Source organism: Streptomyces sp. NPDC048057 (assembly GCF_040653095.1).
Classification (GTDB): domain Bacteria; phylum Actinomycetota; class Actinomycetes; order Streptomycetales; family Streptomycetaceae; genus Streptomyces.
In genome coordinates, this window is sequence record NZ_JBEZNF010000001.1 from 110,471 (window position 1) to 127,544 (window position 17,074).

Below are 17,074 nucleotides of genomic sequence, written 5' to 3' on the forward strand. Positions count from 1 at the left end.
GTCGTTTCCCCACTTCCGCCATGTCTTCACGGCTTTGCGCTTTTCGGCGCGCCTTCGAACAGGAGTGATGTCCCCGTGTCCACGCCCGCCGCCACCCCCGTTACCGTCTTGGGGCTCGGCTCCATGGGCAGCGCCCTCGCCGCCGCCTTCCTCGCCGCCGGCCACCCCACCACGGTCTGGAACCGGACCCCCGCCAAGGCGCAGGCGCTGGCCGCCCGCGGGGCGGTCCACGCGCCGTCCGTGGAGGCCGCGGTCGCCGCCAGCCCGTTGGTGATCACCTGCTTCTCCACGTACGACGCCACCCTCGGCGCCCTCGCCCCGGCCGCCGCCGCCCTGCGCGACCGCACCCTGGTCACCCTGAACAGCGGCTCGTCGCAGGGCGCACTGGAGACGGCCGAGTGGGCGGCGGCGAACGGCGCGCGCTTCCTCGGCGGCGTGGTCAAGAACGTCCCCCAGGCGGTCGGCCTGCCCGACACCCAACTCCTCTTCGCCGGCGACCGGGCCGTCTTCGACGCGTACGAGCCGGTCCTGCGGGTGCTCGGCGGCGACACCGTCCACCTCGGCGCCGAACCCGACCTCGCCGTCTTCTACGAGTCGGCCGTCGGCGCCACGCTGCTGCCCGCGCTCGTCGGCTTCTTCCACGGCGCCGCGCTCGTCACCAGCCGCGGACTGCCGGCCAGCTCGATGGTGCCGATGAGCACCAAGTGGGTGCAGATGATCGCCTCGATCCTCCCGGCGCTCGCCGAGGAGATCGACTCCGGCGACTACTCGCGGCCCTTCGCGTCCGTCAACGTCTTCCACGACGGAATGGCCAGCGAGACCCGCGCGGCCGAACTGGCCGGCCTGGACACGAGCTGGCTGGAGCCGCTCCACGAGCTGATCCGGCGCGCGGTCGCGGAGGGCCGTGCGGAGCAGAGCATCGCCGCCCTGACCGAAATCCTGCGCGGGAAGTGAGGCAGCGGGGCGTCGATAGGGTCACCTGATGAACTCGACGCCTTCGACGCCCCCGACGAACGCCGCGCCGCAGCCCGCGCCGCAGACGTACCTCGCCGAACTGTTCTCCCTCCAGGGGCGTACGGCCCTGGTGACCGGGGGCAGTTCGGGCATCGGCCGGGCCATCGCCGGCGCGCTCGCCCGCGCGGGCGCCTCCGTCGTCGTCCTCGCCCGCCGCGAGGCCGAACTCGTCGCCACCGTCGACGAACTCACCGCGGCCGGTGCCCGCGCCGCCTGGGTCAGTGCGGACCTCGCCGACCGCGGCGCGGTGCGCACCGCCGCCGAGGAGGCCGTGGCCGCCTTCGGCGAGCCGGACGTCCTGGTGAACGCCGCCGGCGTCAACCTCCGCCCGCCGATGGGCGAGCTCAGCGAGGAGGAGTGGGACACCACGATGGCGGTGAACCTGACCGCACCGCACCTCCTCGGGCAGCGCTTCGGCCCGGCCATGGCGGCCCGCGGCCACGGCCGCATCGTCCACGTCACGTCCCAGCAGGCGCACCGCGCCTTCGCCGACAGCGGGGCGTACGGCGTCTCCAAGGGCGGGCTCGAATCGCTTGCCCGCTCGCAGGCGGAGGCGTGGTCCCCGCACGGCGTCACCGTCAACACCCTGGTGCCCGGCTTCGTGATGACCCCGCTGAACGCGCGGCTCTCCAGCGACCCGGCGAAGGTCGCCGCCCTCGCGGCCCGCACGATGATCGGGCGCAACGGCCTGGTGGGGGACTTCGCGGGCGCGGCCGTCTTCCTCGCCTCCGCGGCGTCCGCGTACGTCACCGGTCAGGCGATCTTCGTGGACGGCGGATTGTCCGCGCACTGAGCACGGCGGACGCGCGACTGCTCCCCTGCCCGGAGGCGGGGGAGCAGCGGCACGTACGGAAACGGGCGGAACCTGGCGGAACCGGGACGGAGCCTGCTACTCGAAGACGACGCCCGGCTGTTGGCCCTCGGCCAGGACGACGTTCTTGGACTCGTTGTACATCGTCCACTCCACGGTGGCCTGGTCGCCGACGTGGAAGGGCGTGGTTCCCGGGAGGAATCCGGTGACCACTTCGTTCGCGATCTGCCAGGTGCCGTCGCACAGCGGGACGGCGGGTGCCGGGCTGCCGGGGTCGGGGATGGGGGCGTCCCACTTGTCGATGGTGGTGCGCACGTAGTGCTGGTGGCCCTCGCCGGACTGCGCGGCGTGCAGCTCGATCGCGCGTACGCCGGAGTCGGGGGCGCAACGGTAGGCGACGTGGAAGGTGTTCGGGTCGGCGGTGGCCGACAACACCTTCACCTGGGGCGCCGCCAGGGTCTCCACGGCAGCGGGCTGGGCGGTGGCGGGCAACACCGTGCCGGCGAGTACGGTGCCGGTCGCGGCAATGGTCATCACGGCTCTTCGTATGGTGATCACAAGCCGGACACTAACCCAGCTTTTGCGGAACCGCTCGTTCCTTTAACGACCGTCGAAGGGGATCCGCCGGCGCCGGACGCGACAGGGCCGCGGCTCCGCCCCCGGGCGGGGGAGCCGCGGCCCTGTGTGTGCGTCGAGTGGCGGTAGGGGTCAGAGCACCCGGACCGCGCCGGTCGCCGGGTAGCCCGACAGGTCCTGGATGACCACGCCCTTGCGGGGGTTGGCGGCGTCGAGGTACTTGCCGTCGCCGATGTAGACGCCGGTGTGCCAGGCGTTGCCCGCGGCACCCCAGTAGAGGATGTCGCCGACCTTGAGGTTGCTCGTGCCGACCTGGCGGCCGGCCGTGGACTGGTCCTGGGAGACGCGCGGCAGGTCGATGTTGGCCTGGCGGAAGGCGGCCTGCACCAGGCTGGAGCAGTCCCAGGAGTTGGGGCCGGTCGCGCCGAGCACGTACGCGTCGCCGACCTGGGCCTTGAGGAAGGAGATGACCTTCCCCACGGAGCCGGAGGCGGGCGTGGAGTTGCTGCTGGAGGAGGAGGCGCCGGCGGTGGTGGTGGCGCTGGAGAGCGAGGTGCGCTCGGCGGCGCGGGAGGCCCGCTCCTGCTCCGCGGCGCGCTTCTTCGCCTCGGCCTTCTCGGCCTCCGCCTTGCGGACGGCCTCGGCCTTGGTCTTCTTGGCGGTCTCGGCCGCCTTGCTCGCCGCGGTGTCCTCGGCGAGCTGCAACTCCTGCTCCAGCGCGGTCTGCTGCGAGTTCGCCGCGGACTGCTGGACGACGTGGGAGATGGAGGACGCCACGTCGAACGCGGGCATCTCGACGGTCTCGGTCACGGGGTCGGCGCTTGCCGGCGCCGCCGCACCGGCCACGGCGATGGTGCTGAGGACGCCACCGGCAACTCCGGCGCGCAGCGCGAGTGCAGAGGCGCTGCGCTGGCGGGGCTTCCGGTGGCTGGGTATGTGAGCGGTGTGGGACATGAGTACACCGTTATCAGCCGTACATAGATGCCATCAAGAAACGTGGGGTGCGCCACAGTTGCGACCGGAATTACTCAATCCGCTTCCGTTCGAGCTTTATTGACGCCGTAACGGGCAATACGGACATTCATGATCACGCCCGTGAGCATGTGGTTTCAATAAAAGGTCCGAATTGCCCTTCGCTTAGCACCTCGACGGCCCGTTGGCCAAGCCCGCTTTCCCGTCGCCTCCTGGGTGTGTGGCGCAGGTCACAGTGTCACAGGGGTGTCACGAAGTCCTGTGCCTTTGGTGCGTCTTGCCGACAGGAGTTCGTGAACGCGTGCACGCATCGACCCCACGAGTACCGCGAGTGATCCCTCCGTCGCGGTGAGGGGTGGCGGCGCACGCCGGAGCCCCGCCGTCCGCTCTCGGCGCATCTTCCGGTTCGCCCCTCGTCCACCCTCGTCCGCCCGAACCTCCGTGTGAGTGAGGCGATGTCGGGGTGGCGCCTTTTATCACCCGAAGCGGTCGATCGCCAATTTGCCCGAATGGGCTGGCCCCTGATAGTGGATCATGCCTCCGACCAGCGGTAACTCCCGCGAATGTGACGCGATGTGACGCCACGAACGCTTCGCGTACGAAGATCACTCCTCTTTTGAGCGCATGATCGTCCTGCGGGTGGTGGAGATCACAAAGGCGATGGTCGACCCCGTGTCGCAGATCACAGACCGACGGGCATAGGATGCGGGGCAATCGGGCTTGTGAACTGCCTCACATGTTAGCGATCTTCGAGGCGGCGAGCCGAAGGGCCCGGTGTGCGGTCCACGGTCAGCGACGACTGGAAGGAGCGAGGAGGGTGAATGCCTACGCGCCCATCCTTGTACTCGGCGCCCTCGGGGCAGGGTTTGCGATCTTCTCCGTGGTCATGGCCACGCTGATCGGCCCAAAGCGCTACAACAGGGCGAAGCTCGAAGCGTACGAGTGCGGCATCGAACCGACGCCGACACCGGCCGGCGGTGGTCGATTCCCCATCAAGTACTACCTGACGGCGATGCTCTTCATCATCTTCGACATCGAGATCGTCTTCCTCTACCCCTGGGCGGTCAGCTTCGACGCCCTGGGGCTTTTCGGGCTCGTGGAGATGCTGCTCTTCGTGCTCACCGTCTTCGTCGCCTACGCGTACGTGTGGCGGCGCGGCGGCCTGGAATGGGACTAGGGGCTGAGGAGCACCCATGGGACTCGAAGAGAAGCTTCCGAGCGGTTTCCTGCTGACCACGGTCGAGCAGGCCGCGGGCTGGGTGCGCAAGGCATCCGTCTTCCCGGCCACGTTCGGACTGGCCTGCTGCGCCATCGAGATGATGACCACCGGCGCCGGCCGCTACGACCTCGCCCGCTTCGGCATGGAGGTCTTCCGCGGCTCGCCGCGGCAGGCCGACCTGATGATCGTCGCGGGCCGGGTCAGTCAGAAGATGGCGCCCGTGCTGCGGCAGGTCTACGACCAGATGCCCAACCCCAAGTGGGTCATCTCCATGGGCGTGTGCGCCTCGTCGGGCGGCATGTTCAACAACTACGCCATCGTGCAGGGCGTCGACCACGTCGTCCCGGTCGACATCTACCTGCCCGGCTGCCCGCCGCGCCCCGAGATGCTGCTGGACGCGATCCTCAAGCTGCACGAGAAGATCCAGAGCTCCAAGCTCGGCGTGAACGCGGCGGAAGCGGCCCGCGAGGCGGAGGAAGCAGCGCTGAAGGCGCTTCCGACGATCGAGATGAAGGGCCTGCTGCGATGACCGACCGATCCCGCGGCTCCGTCGGGGGCGCGCACCGCCACCCCCGGCAGGCCGCGGCAAGCGCAGGTGCACACGCTCACAAAGGGGCAGCACGGTGACAGACGAACCGAACCCGGAGAAGGAGCTCAGCGAGCAGAACCTTCCCGGCCAGCGCGGTGAGCACGGCGAGGAGATCCGCGTCCAGCGCGGCATGTTCGGCGCCAACAACGGCGGCGACACCTCCGGCTACGGCGGACTCGTCCGGTCCGTGAGGCTCCCCGGCGCCGCCAGCCGCCCCTACGGTGGCTACTTCGACGAGGTCGCCGACGAACTCGAAGGCGCGCTCGAAGAGCTGGGCCTCGTCCCGGAGAACGCGATCGAGAAGACCGTCGTCGACCGCGGCGAGCTGACCTTCCACATCGCCCGCGAGCACCTGCTCCAGGTCGCCCGCACCCTGCGGGACGACCCGGCCCTCCGCTTCGAACTGTGCACCGGCGTCAGCGGGGTGCACTACCCGGAGGACAAGGGGCGCGAGCTGCACGCCGTCTACCACCTGCGCTCGCTCACCCACGGCCGGCTGATCCGGCTGGAGGTCACCGCCCCCGACGCCGATCCGCACGTCCCGTCCTTGGTCGCCGTCTACCCGACGAACGACTGGCACGAGCGCGAGACCTACGACTTCTTCGGGCTGGTCTTCGACGACCACCCGGCGCTCGCCCGGATCATGATGCCGGACGACTGGCAGGGGTACCCGCAGCGCAAGGACTACCCCCTCGGCGGCATCGCCGTCGAGTACAAGGGCGCGCAGATCCCGGCTCCCGACCAGCGGAGGTCGTACTCGTGAGCACATCCCCAGCATCGGCACGCGAGACCACCGAAGGTCCCGTCTACACCGTCACCGGCGGCGACTGGGACGAGGTCGTCCAGACCGCGGCCAAGGCGGACGACGAGCGCATCGTGGTCAACATGGGGCCGCAGCACCCCTCCACCCACGGAGTGCTCCGGCTGATCCTGGAGATCGACGGCGAGACCGTCACCGAAGCCCGCTGCGGCATCGGCTACCTCCACACCGGCATCGAGAAGAACCTGGAGTTCCGCACCTGGACCCAGGGCACCACCTTCGTCACGCGCATGGACTACCTGACGCCGTTCTTCAACGAGACGGCGTACTGCCTGGGCGTGGAGAAGCTGCTCGGCATCGAGGACCAGATCCCGGACCGGGCCAACGTGATCCGGGTGCTCCTGATGGAGCTGAACCGGATCTCCTCCCACCTGGTGTGCATCGCCACCGGCGGCATGGAACTCGGCGCCACCACGATCATGATCTACGGCTTCCGGGACCGCGAACTCGTCCTCGACCTCTTCGAGCTGATCACCGGTCTGCGGATGAACCACGCGTACGTCCGCCCCGGCGGCCTCGCCCAGGACCTGCCGCCGGGCACGGTGGACCGACTGCGCGAGTTCGTGAAGACCATGAAGAAGAACCTGCCGCAGTACGACGCGCTCGCCACCGGCAACCCCATCTTCAAGGCCCGCATGCAGGACGTCGGCTACCTCGACCTCGCCGGCTGCATGGCCCTCGGCGCCACCGGCCCGATCCTGCGCTCCGCCGGCCTCCCGCACGACCTGCGCAAGACCGACCCGTACTGCGGTTACGAACAGTACGAGTTCGACGTGCCGACGGCGGAGAGCTGCGACTCCTACGGCCGCTTCCTCATCCGGCTGGAGGAGATGCGCCAGTCGCTGCGGATCGTCGAGCAGTGCATCGACCGCCTCGCGCCGGGCCCGGTCATGGTCGCTGACAAGAAGATCGCCTGGCCCGCCCAGCTCGCGCTCGGCCCGGACGGCCTCGGGAACTCCCTCGACCACATCAAGAAGATCATGGGCACCTCCATGGAGGCCCTGATCCACCACTTCAAGCTGGTGACCGAGGGATTCCGAGTACCGGCCGGCCAGACCTACGCGGCCGTGGAGTCCCCCAAGGGGGAACTCGGCGCCCACGTCGTCTCCGACGGCGGCACCCGCCCCTACCGGGTCCACTTCCGCGACCCGTCCTTCACCAACCTTCAGGCCATGGCGGCGATGTGCGAGGGCGGCCAGGTCGCCGACGTCATCGTCGCCGTCGCGTCCATCGACCCCGTGATGGGAGGCGTCGACCGATGACGGCCCAGTCGTCGAACCCGGGAGTGCAGCTCGGGATGCCCCAGCTCCCCGCGCCCGACTACCCGGCCGAGGTCCGCGCCCGGCTGGAGAGGGACGCCAAGGAGGTCATCGCCCGCTACCCCGAGTCCCGCTCCGCACTGCTGCCCCTGCTCCACCTGGTGCAGTCCGAAGAGGGTCACGTCACCCGTACCGGCATGCAGTTCTGCGCGGACGTGCTCGGCCTCACCACCGCCGAGGTCACCGCCGTCGCCACCTTCTACACCATGTACCGCCGCAAGCCCTCCGGCGACTACCAGGTCGGGGTCTGCACCAACACGCTCTGCGCGGTCATGGGCGGCGACGCCATCTTCGAGGAGCTCAAGGAACACCTCGACGTCGGCAACGACGAGACCACGGACGACGGCGCCATCACGCTGGAGCACATCGAGTGCAACGCGGCCTGCGACTTCGCCCCCGTCGTGATGGTGAACTGGGAGTTCTTCGACAACCAGACGCCCGAGTCCGCCAAGCGACTCGTCGATGACCTGCGCGCCGGCCGCGAGGTCCAACCCACCCGCGGCGCCTCCCTGTGCACCTTCAAGGAGACCGCGCGGATCCTCGCCGGCTTCCCCGACGAACGCCCCGGCGCGGTCGAGGCGACCGGCGGCGCCGGCCCCGCGTCCCTGGTCGGGCTGCGGCTCGCCAAGGGCGAGGCCCTGCCCCCGAAGGTGGTCTCCCCGCGTCCGTCCCGACCGGCCACCGAGGAGGGGGAGTGATGACCTTGTCCACTGAATCCACCGGACCCACCGAACACGGGGCCACGACCGGGTCGGGAGCCGGCGGACCCGGGGCGGACGTGAACCCCGAGAAGCTGCTCGCCCCCGTCCTCTCCACCTTCTGGGACGCCCCCGACTCCTGGACGCTGGACACCTATCGTCGCCACGACGGCTACGAAGGGCTGCGCAAGGCGCTGGCGATGTCGCCCGACGACCTCATCGCCTACGTCAAGGACTCGGGCCTGCGCGGCCGTGGCGGCGCGGGATTCCCCACCGGGATGAAGTGGCAGTTCATCCCGCAGGGAGACGGAAAGCCCCACTATCTCGTTGTCAACGCCGACGAGTCGGAGCCCGGGACCTGCAAGGACATCCCGCTCCTCTTCGCGAACCCGCATTCCCTCATCGAGGGGATGATCATCGCTTGCTACGCGATCCGTTCGAACCACGCCTTCATCTATCTCCGGGGCGAGGTCGTGCCCGTCCTGCGCCGTCTCCACGAGGCGGTACGGGAGGCGTACGCGGCGGGATACCTCGGCAAGGACGTCCTGGGCAGCGGGCTCGACCTCGACATCACGGTGCACGCGGGTGCCGGCGCGTACATCTGCGGTGAAGAGACCGCGCTGCTGGACTCCTTGGAGGGACGGCGCGGCCAGCCCCGGCTGCGACCCCCCTTCCCCGCGGTCGCCGGTCTGTACGCGTGCCCCACTGTGGTGAACAACGTCGAATCGATCGCATCGGTTCCCGCGATCCTGAACCGGGGCAAGGACTGGTTCCGTTCGATGGGCACCGAGAAGTCCGCGGGCTTCACGCTCTACTCGCTCTCGGGCCACGTCGCCAACCCCGGCCAGTACGAGGCCCCGCTCGGGATCACGCTGCGCCAACTGCTCGACATGAGCGGCGGCATGCGCCCCGGCCACCGGCTGAAGTTCTGGACCCCCGGCGGTTCGTCCACCCCGATGCTCACCGACGCCCACCTCGACGTCCCCCTGGACTACGAGGGCGTCGGCGCCGCCGGCTCCATGCTCGGCACCAAGGCGCTCCAGTGCTTCGACGAGACGACCTGCGTCGTGCGGGCCGTCACCCGCTGGACCGAGTTCTACGCACACGAGTCCTGCGGCAAGTGCACCCCCTGCCGCGAGGGCACCTACTGGCTCGTCCAGTTGCTCCGCGACATCGAGGACGGCCGGGGCGTCCCCTCCGACCTCGACAAGCTCAACGACATCGCGGACAACATCAACGGCAAGTCGTTCTGCGCCCTCGGCGACGGCGCGGCTGCCCCCATCTTCTCCTCGCTCCAGTACTTCCGGGAGGAGTACGAGCAGCACCTGACCGGCCACGGCTGCCCGTTCGACCCCCGCAAGTCCACCCTCTGGGCCGACCGGAACACCACCACGGAGGTGACCGCATGACAGTGACCACCAGCGCTCCCTCCGGGGGCGGTCAGGCCCCGGTCCCGCCCGAGGACCTGGTGTCGTTGACGATTGACGGAGCGGAGATCAGCGTCCCCAAGGGCACGCTCGTCATCCGCGCCGCCGAACTCCTCGGCATCGAGATCCCCCGGTTCTGCGACCACCCCCTCCTCGACCCCGCCGGCGCCTGCCGCCAGTGCATCGTCGAGGTCGAGGGCCAGCGCAAGCCCATGGCGTCCTGCACCATCACCTGCACCGACGGCATGGTCGTCAAGACGCAGCTCACCTCGCCCGTCGCCGAGAAGGCGCAGAAGGGCGTGATGGAGCTGCTGCTGATCAACCACCCGCTGGACTGCCCGGTCTGCGACAAGGGCGGCGAGTGCCCGCTGCAGAACCAGGCCGTGTCCCACGGCGACCCCGACTCCCGCTTCGACGGCAGGAAGCGGACGTACGAGAAGCCGGTGGCGATCTCCTCGCAGGTGCTGCTGGACCGCGAGCGGTGCGTCCTGTGCGCCCGCTGCACCCGCTTCTCCAACCAGGTCGCCGGCGACCCGATGATCGAGCTGATCGAGCGGGGCGCCCTCCAGCAGGTCGGCACCGGCGAGGGCGACCCCTTCGAGTCGTACTTCTCCGGGAACACCATCCAGATCTGCCCGGTCGGCGCGCTCACCTCGGCCGCGTACCGCTTCCGCTCCCGCCCCTTCGACCTGGTGTCGTCGCCGAGCGTGTGCGAGCACTGCGCCGGCGGCTGCGCCACCCGCACCGACCACCGCCGCGGCAAGGTGATGCGCCGGCTCGCCGCCGACGACCCCGAGGTCAACGAGGAGTGGGTGTGCGACAAGGGGCGCTTCGCGTTCCGCTACGCCCAGCGCCCCGACCGGCTGACCACCCCGCTGGTACGGGACGCGCACGGCGTGCTCCAGCCGGCGAGCTGGCCCGAGGCGCTGGCCGCCGCGGCGGCCGGGCTCTTCGCCGCCCGCGGTCGCGCCGCGGTCCTCGCCGGCGGCCGGCTCACGGTCGAGGACGCCTATGCGTACGCCAAGTTCGCCCGGGTCGCCCTCGACACCAACGACGTCGACTTCCGGGCCCGGGTGCACTCCGCGGAGGAGGCCGACTTCCTCGCCGCACGCGTGGCGGGGCGCGGCCGTGACCTGGACCGCGGCGGGCTGACGTACAGCCAGTTGGAGAAGGCGCCGGCCGTACTGCTCGTCGGGTTCGAGTCCGAGGAGGAGGCGCCCGGCGTCTTCCTGCGGCTGCGCAAGGCGAACCGCAAGCACGGCCAGCGCACGTACGCGCTCGCCACGCACGCCACCCGCGGCCTGACGAAGGCGGGCGGCACCCTGCTGCCGGCCGCGCCCGGCACCGAGACCGAGTGGCTGGACGCACTCAGCGGCAGCGTCGGTCTGGCGGACGACGCAGTCGGCGCGCGGGCCGCCGAGGACCTGCGCAAGGACGGCGCGGTCATCGTGGTCGGCGAACGGCTCGCGGGCGTACCGGGCGGACTGACCGCGGCCGTGCGCACCGCCACCGCGACCGGCGCACAGCTCGTGTGGATCCCGCGGCGCGCCGGCGAGCGGGGCGCGGTGGAGGCGGGCGCCGTCCCCTCCCTGCTGCCCGGCGGCCGGCCGGCGACCGATCCGCGGGCCCGCGAGGAGACCGCCGAGGTCTGGCGCGTGCGCGAACTGCCGCACCGCTACGGCCGGGACACCGGTCAGATCGTGGAGGCCGCCGCGAACGGCGAGCTGGGGGCGCTGCTGGTCGCCGGCGTGGAGCTGGCGGACCTGCCGGACCCGGCCCGGGCCCGCGCGGCGCTGGACGCGGTCGGCTTCGTGGTCAGCCTGGAGCTGCGGCCCGGCGAGGTCACCGAGCGGGCGGACGTGGTCCTCCCGGTCGCCGCCGTCGCCGAGAAGTCCGGCACCTTCCTCAACTGGGAAGGCCGGGCCCGGATGTTCGAGGCGGCGCTCAAGCCGGACCAGATGACCCGCCCGCTGCCGCCGACCGACGGGCGGGTGCTGCACATGCTCGCCGACGAGATGGACGTACCCCTGTCCCTGCCGGACGTACGGGCCGCCCGCGCCGAACTGGACCGGCTCGGCGTGTGGAGCGGGCCGCGGGCGACCGAGCCGATGGAGTCCGGGCAGCCGCTGCCCCGCGCGGGCGAGGGCGAGGCCGTACTCGCGGGCCACCGGCTGCTGCTCGACCAGGGCCGGCTCCAGGAGGGCGACAGCGCCCTGGCCGGCACCCGCCACGCGGCGCTCGCCCGGCTCTCCGCCGCCACCGCCGCCGAGACCGGCGTCAAGGACGGCGACGACCTGACCGTCACGGGGCCGACCGGTTCGGTGACGCTGCCCCTGGCGGTGACCGAGATGCCCGACCGGGTGGTGTGGCTGCCGCTGAACTCCACCGGCGGCGGCGTCGCTTCGGACACGGGAGCGCTGCCCGGACGACTGGTTCGCATCGCCCCCGCGCGGTCCGGGGCGGCGACGGAAGCGCCGGAGGTGCGCTCATGATCGGCCAGACGGTGGCCACCGGGGCCGCGCAGGCCCCGCTGAACGTCCTCGCCGCCGAGGACCTGTCGATGTTCGGACGCGACCCCTGGTGGCTCGTCCTCATCAAGGCCGTGTTCTGCTTCGCGTTCCTGATGGTGACGGTGTTGTTCTCCATCGTGTGGGAGCGCAAGGTCGTCGCCTGGATGCAGCTGCGCATCGGGCCCAACCGGCACGGTCCCTGGGGCCTGCTCCAGTCGCTCGCCGACGGCATCAAGCTGATGCTGAAGGAGGACGTGATCGTCAAGCGCGCGGACAAGGTGGTCTACGTCCTCGCGCCGATCGTCGCGGCGATCCCCGCGTTCATGGCGATCGCGGTGATCCCCTTCGGCCCCGCCGACAACCAGGTCTCCATCTTCGGCCAGCGCACCACGATGCAGCTCACCGACCTGCCGATCGCGATGCTGTACGTGCTCGCGATCGCCTCGGTCGGGATCTACGGCATCGTGCTCGCGGGCTGGTCCTCCGGCTCGACGTACCCGCTGCTCGGCGGGCTCCGCTCCTGCGCGCAGATGATCTCGTACGAGATCGCGATGGGCGCGGCCTTCGCCTCGGTCTTCCTCTACTCGGGGTCGATGTCGACCTCCGCGATCGTGGAGGCGCAGGCGGACCGGTGGTTCGTGATCCTGCTACCGGTGTCGTTCATCATCTACGTCGTCACGATGGTCGGCGAGGTGAACCGCGCCCCCTTCGACATGCCGGAGTCCGAGGGCGACCTGGTCGGCGGCTTCAACACCGAGTACAGCTCGATCAAGTTCGCGATGTTCATGCTGGCGGAGTACGTCAACATGGTCACCGTCTCCGCGGTCTCGGTCACCCTCTTCCTCGGCGGCTGGCGCGCCCCGTACCCGGTCTCCACCTTCTGGGAGGGCGCGAACCAGGGCTGGTGGCCGATGCTCTGGTTCGTCCTCAAGGTCCAACTGCTGTTGTTCTTCTTCATCTGGCTGCGCGGCACGCTGCCGCGCGTCCGCTACGACCAGCTGATGAAGCTCGGTTGGAAGGTCCTCATCCCGGTGTCGGTGGTCTGGCTGATGCTGGTCGCCACCGTCCGCGCGCTGCGCAACGAGGGCTACGACTTCCAGCAGATCCTGCTCTACGTGGCCGGCGCGATCATCGCCGTCCTGTTGCTCACCTTCGTCGCCGACCTGTTCCGCGGCAGTCGGGACAAGCACGCGGAGGCCGCGGCCGCGCAGGAACCGCCGCCGGTGTTCGACCCGATGGCGGGTGGATACCCGGTGCCGCCGCTGCCCGGGCAGACCCTGCCGCCCGTGCCGCGCAGGCGTCCGCGCCACGAGCGGGAACTCATTGTCAGTGGCGGAGTCAATACTGTGAGTGACGGTCCCGGAGACGGACGTTCTCGTGACGGAAAGGAGGCTGACGGTGTCTGAGCGAGCAGAGGGGCCGCAGGGGTCCCAAGATCCCCGGGCCGAGCAGGGTTCCCCGACGTCGGGGGAGAAGTTCCTGAATCCGGTCGCCGGCTTCGGCGTGACCTTCAAGGCCATGTTCAAGAAGCGGCTGACCGAGCAGTATCCGGAGCAGCAGAAGGTCACGGCGCCGCGCTTCCACGGCCGCCACCAGCTGAACCGCCATCCGGACGGCCTGGAGAAGTGCGTCGGCTGCGAGCTGTGCGCCTGGGCCTGTCCGGCCGACGCGATCTACGTCGAGGGCGCCGACAACACCGAGGAGGAGCGGTACTCCCCGGGCGAGCGCTACGGCCGGGTGTACCAGATCAACTACGCCCGCTGCATCTTCTGCGGCCTGTGCATCGAGGCGTGCCCCACCCGCGCGCTGACGATGACGAACGAGTTCGAGCTGGCCGACACCTCCCGGGCGAACCTGATCTTCACCAAGGAGCAGCTCCTCGCCGGCCTCGACGAGGGCATGGTCGACAGCCCGCACGTGATCTACCCCGGCATGGACGAACAGGACTACTACCGGGGGCTGGTCACCGAAGCCGCGCCCGGCACGGTCCAGCAGGTCGCCACGTCCAAGGGGGAGAAGGGCGAGGAGGTGGACGCATGAGCGGCACCGCCGTCCCCTGGCACACCCTGGCCGCGAGCACCACGTCCACGGGCGAGGCGTTCCAGTTCTGGGTGCTCGGCACGGTCGCGGTGATCGGCGCCCTGTGCACGATCCTGATGAAGCGGGCGGTGCACAGCGCGCTCTGCCTCGCCGGGACCATGATCATCCTGGCGGTCTTCTACCTCGCCAACGGCGCCTACTTCCTCGGCGTCGTCCAGATCGTCGTCTACACCGGCGCGATCATGATGCTGTTCCTCTTCGTCGTCATGCTGGTCGGCGTCACCGCCGCCGACTCGCTCAAGGAGACGCTGAAGGGGCAGCGCTGGTGGGCCGCGGCCTGCGGGCTCGGCTTCGGCATCCTGCTGATCGCCGGCATCGGGAACGCGTCCCTGGACACGTTCAACGGCCTCGGCGCGGCCAACAGCGCCCACGGGGGCAACGTCGAGGGCCTGGCCGCCCTGATCTTCACCAAGTACGTCTTCGCCTTCGAGATCACCGGCGCCCTGCTGATCACGGCGGCGGTCGGCGCGATGGTGCTGACCCACCGCGAGCGCACCGAGCGCGCCAAGACCCAGCGCGAGCTGGCGGAGGAGCGGGTGCGCGAGGGCAAGCAGCTCCCGCCGCTGCCGGCCCCCGGCGTCTACGCCCGGCACAACGCCGTGGACGTCCCCGCCCTGTTGCCGGACGGCACCCCGGCGGAGCTGTCCGTCAGCCGCACCCTGCGCGAGCGCGGTCAGATCCGCGACGTCTCCAGCGAAGCGCTGGAGGACCTCAAGGCCCTGGAGCAGCGCTCCGAGGAGCGGTTGGGGCGGGGCGAGGGCGAGGCCGACCGCGACGGCGACCGTGACCGGGACGAAGAGGAGGCCACACGGTGAATCCGGTCAACTACCTCTATCTCGCCGCCCTGTTGTTCACCATCGGCGCGGCAGGGGTCCTGATCCGACGGAACGCCATCGTGGTGTTCATGTGCATCGAGCTGATGCTCAACGCCTGCAACCTCGCCCTGGTCGCCTTCTCCCGGATGCACGGCAACCTCGACGGCCAGATCATCGCCTTCTTCACGATGGTCGTCGCCGCCGCCGAAGTCGTCGTCGGCCTGGCGATCATCGTGTCGCTGTTCCGTTCGCGCCATTCGGCCTCGGTCGACGACGCCAGCCTGATGAAGCTGTGAGGGGCTGACCCGTGGAAAACCTGATTGCGCTGCTCATCGCGGCGCCCCTGCTCGGAGCGGCGGTGCTGCTGTGCGGTGGGCGGCGCCTCGACCGCACGGGCCACTGGCTCGGCACCGCGCTCGCCGCCGCGTCGTTCGTCATCGGTGCGGTCCTCTTCGTGGACATGCTCGGCACGCCCGTCGACGACCGCGCCATGCACCAGGAGCTGTTCACCTGGATCCCCGTGGAGGGCTTCCAGGCCGACGTCGCCTTCCAGCTCGACCAGCTCTCGATGACGTTCGTGCTGCTGATCACCGGCGTCGGCACCCTGATCCACGTGTACTCCATCGGTTACATGGAGCACGACGAGCGCCGCCGCCGCTTCTTCGGCTATCTGAACCTGTTCCTCGCGGCGATGCTGCTGCTCGTCATCGCCGACAACTACCTGCTGCTGTACTTCGGCTGGGAGGGCGTCGGCCTCGCCTCGTACCTCCTCATCGGCTTCTGGCAGCACAAGCCCAGCGCGGCCACGGCCGCGAAGAAGGCGTTCCTGGTCAACCGGGTCGGCGACATCGGCCTGTCGATCGCGATCATGCTGATGTTCACCACGTTCGGGACGTTCGCCTTCGGCCCGGTCCTCTCCTCCACCGGGGAGACCAGCGAGGGCACACTGACCGCCATCGGCCTGATGCTGCTCCTCGCGGCGTGCGGCAAGTCGGCGCAGGTGCCGCTGCAGTCCTGGCTCGGGGACGCGATGGAGGGCCCGACCCCGGTCTCGGCCCTGATCCACGCGGCCACGATGGTGACCGCCGGCGTCTATCTGATCGTCCGCTCCGGCGCGATCTTCAACGCGGCGCCGGACGCCCAGCTGGTCGTCGTCATCGTCGGCGCGGTCACGCTGCTCTTCGGTGCGATCGTCGGTTGTGCCAAGGACGACATCAAGAAGGCGCTCGCCGGATCCACGATGTCCCAGATCGGGTACATGATCCTGGCGGCCGGCCTCGGCCCGATCGGCTACGTCTTCGCCATCATGCACCTGGTGACGCACGGCTTCTTCAAGGCCGGGCTGTTCCTCGGCGCGGGCTCCGTGATGCACGGGATGAACGACGAGGTCGACATGCGCAAGTACGGCGGCCTGCGCACGTACATGCCGGTCACCTTCGTCACCTTCGGCCTCGGCTACCTCGCCATCATCGGCTTCCCGGGCCTGTCCGGCTTCTTCTCCAAGGACCTGATCATCGAGGCGGCGTTCGCCAAGGGCGGCACCGAGGGCTGGATCCTCGGCGGTGTGACCCTGCTCGGCGCCGCGATCACCGCGTTCTACATGACGCGCGTGATGCTGTTGACCTTCTTCGGAGAGAAGCGCTGGCAACCCGACGACAAGGGCGAGTTGCCGCATCCCCACGAGTCCCCGAAGTCCATGACGATCCCCATGATCATCCTGGCCTTCGGTTCGGTCTTCGCGGGCGGCTTCTTCGCCATCGGCGACCGCTTCCTGCACTGGCTGGCGCCCGTCACCGGCGAGTCCCACGGCAATCCCCCGATCAGCGCCGGCGCGGTGACCACCGCCACGGTCGTGGTGCTGCTGATCGGCGTCGGCATCGCGTACGGGATGTACGGCCGGCGGCCGGTGCCGGTCACCGCGCCGCGCGGTTCGGCGCTCACCCGGGCCGCCCGCCGCGACCTGCTCCAGGACGACTTCAACCACGTGGTCCTGGTCCGCGGCGGCGAGCACCTGACCCGCTCCCTGGTCTACGTCGACCACAAGCTGGTGGACGGCGTGGTCAACGGCACGGCCGCGTCCGTCGGCGGACTCTCCGGCCGGATGCGCAAGCTGCAGAACGGCTACGTCCGCTCGTACGCCGTCTCGATGTTCGGAGGTACGGCGGTGCTGATCGCCGCGACCCTGCTGATGAGGGCGGTGTAAC

At 70.0% G+C, this 17,074-nt stretch carries 16 protein-coding genes; 14 read left to right on the forward strand and 2 right to left on the reverse strand.

The features are described from left to right. Positions 1–75: 75 nt before the first annotated feature. Together AB0E05_RS00530 and AB0E05_RS00535 are read left to right on the forward strand one after the other, a co-directional pair. A complete protein-coding gene (locus AB0E05_RS00530; RefSeq protein WP_361956396.1) occupies positions 76–954 on the forward strand; it encodes an NAD(P)-binding domain-containing protein in 879 nt (292 codons plus the stop codon). A 28-nt stretch (positions 955–982) separates the two neighbouring features. After that, the gene (locus tag AB0E05_RS00535) at positions 983–1,807 is read left to right on the forward strand and encodes an SDR family oxidoreductase (protein ID WP_361956399.1); all 825 of its coding nucleotides are present in this window, start codon (positions 983–985) and stop codon (positions 1,805–1,807) included. A gap of 96 nt (positions 1,808–1,903) precedes the next feature. Here AB0E05_RS00535 and AB0E05_RS00540 read toward each other — a convergent pair whose 3' ends face one another. Further along, positions 1,904–2,359: a hypothetical protein gene (locus tag AB0E05_RS00540; protein ID WP_361956402.1), complete on the reverse strand. Its 456-nt coding sequence runs from the start codon at positions 2,357–2,359 to the stop codon at positions 1,904–1,906. Positions 2,360–2,533: 174 nt separating this feature from the next. Beyond that, the gene (locus AB0E05_RS00545) at positions 2,534–3,355 is read right to left on the reverse strand and encodes an NlpC/P60 family protein (protein WP_361956405.1); all 822 of its coding nucleotides are present in this window, start codon (positions 3,353–3,355) and stop codon (positions 2,534–2,536) included. 835 nt (positions 3,356–4,190) lie between these two features. Here AB0E05_RS00545 and AB0E05_RS00550 point away from each other — a divergent pair. The 12 genes from AB0E05_RS00550 to nuoL all read left to right on the forward strand — a co-directional run bounded on the left by AB0E05_RS00550 (position 4,191) and on the right by nuoL (position 17,073). After that, the gene (locus AB0E05_RS00550; protein WP_073792966.1) at positions 4,191–4,550 is read left to right on the forward strand and encodes an NADH-quinone oxidoreductase subunit A; all 360 of its coding nucleotides are present in this window, start codon (positions 4,191–4,193) and stop codon (positions 4,548–4,550) included. Positions 4,551–4,566: 16 nt separating this feature from the next. Further along, positions 4,567–5,121, forward strand: coding sequence for an NADH-quinone oxidoreductase subunit B family protein (locus tag AB0E05_RS00555; protein WP_361956408.1), 555 nt, complete (start codon positions 4,567–4,569; stop codon positions 5,119–5,121). 94 nt (positions 5,122–5,215) lie between these two features. Beyond that, positions 5,216–5,944 (forward strand): NADH-quinone oxidoreductase subunit C, encoded by a 729-nt coding sequence (locus AB0E05_RS00560; RefSeq protein WP_361956411.1) that lies wholly within the window; start codon positions 5,216–5,218, stop codon positions 5,942–5,944. Beyond that, positions 5,941–7,263, forward strand: coding sequence for an NADH-quinone oxidoreductase subunit D (locus AB0E05_RS00565; protein WP_361956414.1), 1,323 nt, complete (start codon positions 5,941–5,943; stop codon positions 7,261–7,263). The genes AB0E05_RS00560 and AB0E05_RS00565 overlap by 4 nt, the downstream gene beginning before the upstream one ends. Then, complete coding sequence (nuoE, locus tag AB0E05_RS00570; RefSeq protein ID WP_361956417.1) at positions 7,260–8,018, forward strand: NADH-quinone oxidoreductase subunit NuoE; 759 nt, start codon at positions 7,260–7,262, stop codon at positions 8,016–8,018. The genes AB0E05_RS00565 and nuoE overlap by 4 nt, the downstream gene beginning before the upstream one ends. Next, complete coding sequence (gene nuoF / locus AB0E05_RS00575) at positions 8,018–9,427, forward strand: NADH-quinone oxidoreductase subunit NuoF (RefSeq protein WP_361956420.1); 1,410 nt, start codon at positions 8,018–8,020, stop codon at positions 9,425–9,427. Before nuoE ends, nuoF begins: the two co-directional genes overlap by 1 nt. Beyond that, positions 9,424–11,937 carry an NADH-quinone oxidoreductase subunit G gene (locus tag AB0E05_RS00580; RefSeq protein ID WP_361956423.1) on the forward strand — a complete coding sequence of 838 codons (2,514 nt, stop codon included), beginning with the start codon at positions 9,424–9,426 and terminating at the stop codon, positions 11,935–11,937. Before nuoF ends, AB0E05_RS00580 begins: the two co-directional genes overlap by 4 nt. Continuing rightward, a complete protein-coding gene (nuoH, locus tag AB0E05_RS00585; protein WP_361956426.1) occupies positions 11,934–13,361 on the forward strand; it encodes an NADH-quinone oxidoreductase subunit NuoH in 1,428 nt (475 codons plus the stop codon). The genes AB0E05_RS00580 and nuoH overlap by 4 nt, the downstream gene beginning before the upstream one ends. Beyond that, entirely contained in the window at positions 13,354–13,995 is a 642-nt protein-coding gene (nuoI, locus tag AB0E05_RS00590) for an NADH-quinone oxidoreductase subunit NuoI (RefSeq protein WP_361956429.1), read from the forward strand. Before nuoH ends, nuoI begins: the two co-directional genes overlap by 8 nt. Beyond that, positions 13,992–14,870 carry an NADH-quinone oxidoreductase subunit J gene (locus tag AB0E05_RS00595; protein WP_361956432.1) on the forward strand — a complete coding sequence of 293 codons (879 nt, stop codon included), beginning with the start codon at positions 13,992–13,994 and terminating at the stop codon, positions 14,868–14,870. Before nuoI ends, AB0E05_RS00595 begins: the two co-directional genes overlap by 4 nt. Continuing rightward, positions 14,867–15,166 carry an NADH-quinone oxidoreductase subunit NuoK gene (nuoK, locus tag AB0E05_RS00600; protein WP_093661653.1) on the forward strand — a complete coding sequence of 100 codons (300 nt, stop codon included), beginning with the start codon at positions 14,867–14,869 and terminating at the stop codon, positions 15,164–15,166. The genes AB0E05_RS00595 and nuoK overlap by 4 nt, the downstream gene beginning before the upstream one ends. Positions 15,167–15,177: 11 nt before the next feature. Then, on the forward strand, positions 15,178–17,073 hold the full coding sequence (gene nuoL, locus AB0E05_RS00605; RefSeq protein ID WP_361956435.1) for an NADH-quinone oxidoreductase subunit L: 1,896 nt from the start codon (positions 15,178–15,180) through the stop codon (positions 17,071–17,073). The last annotated feature ends 1 nt before the right edge of the window (position 17,074 follow it).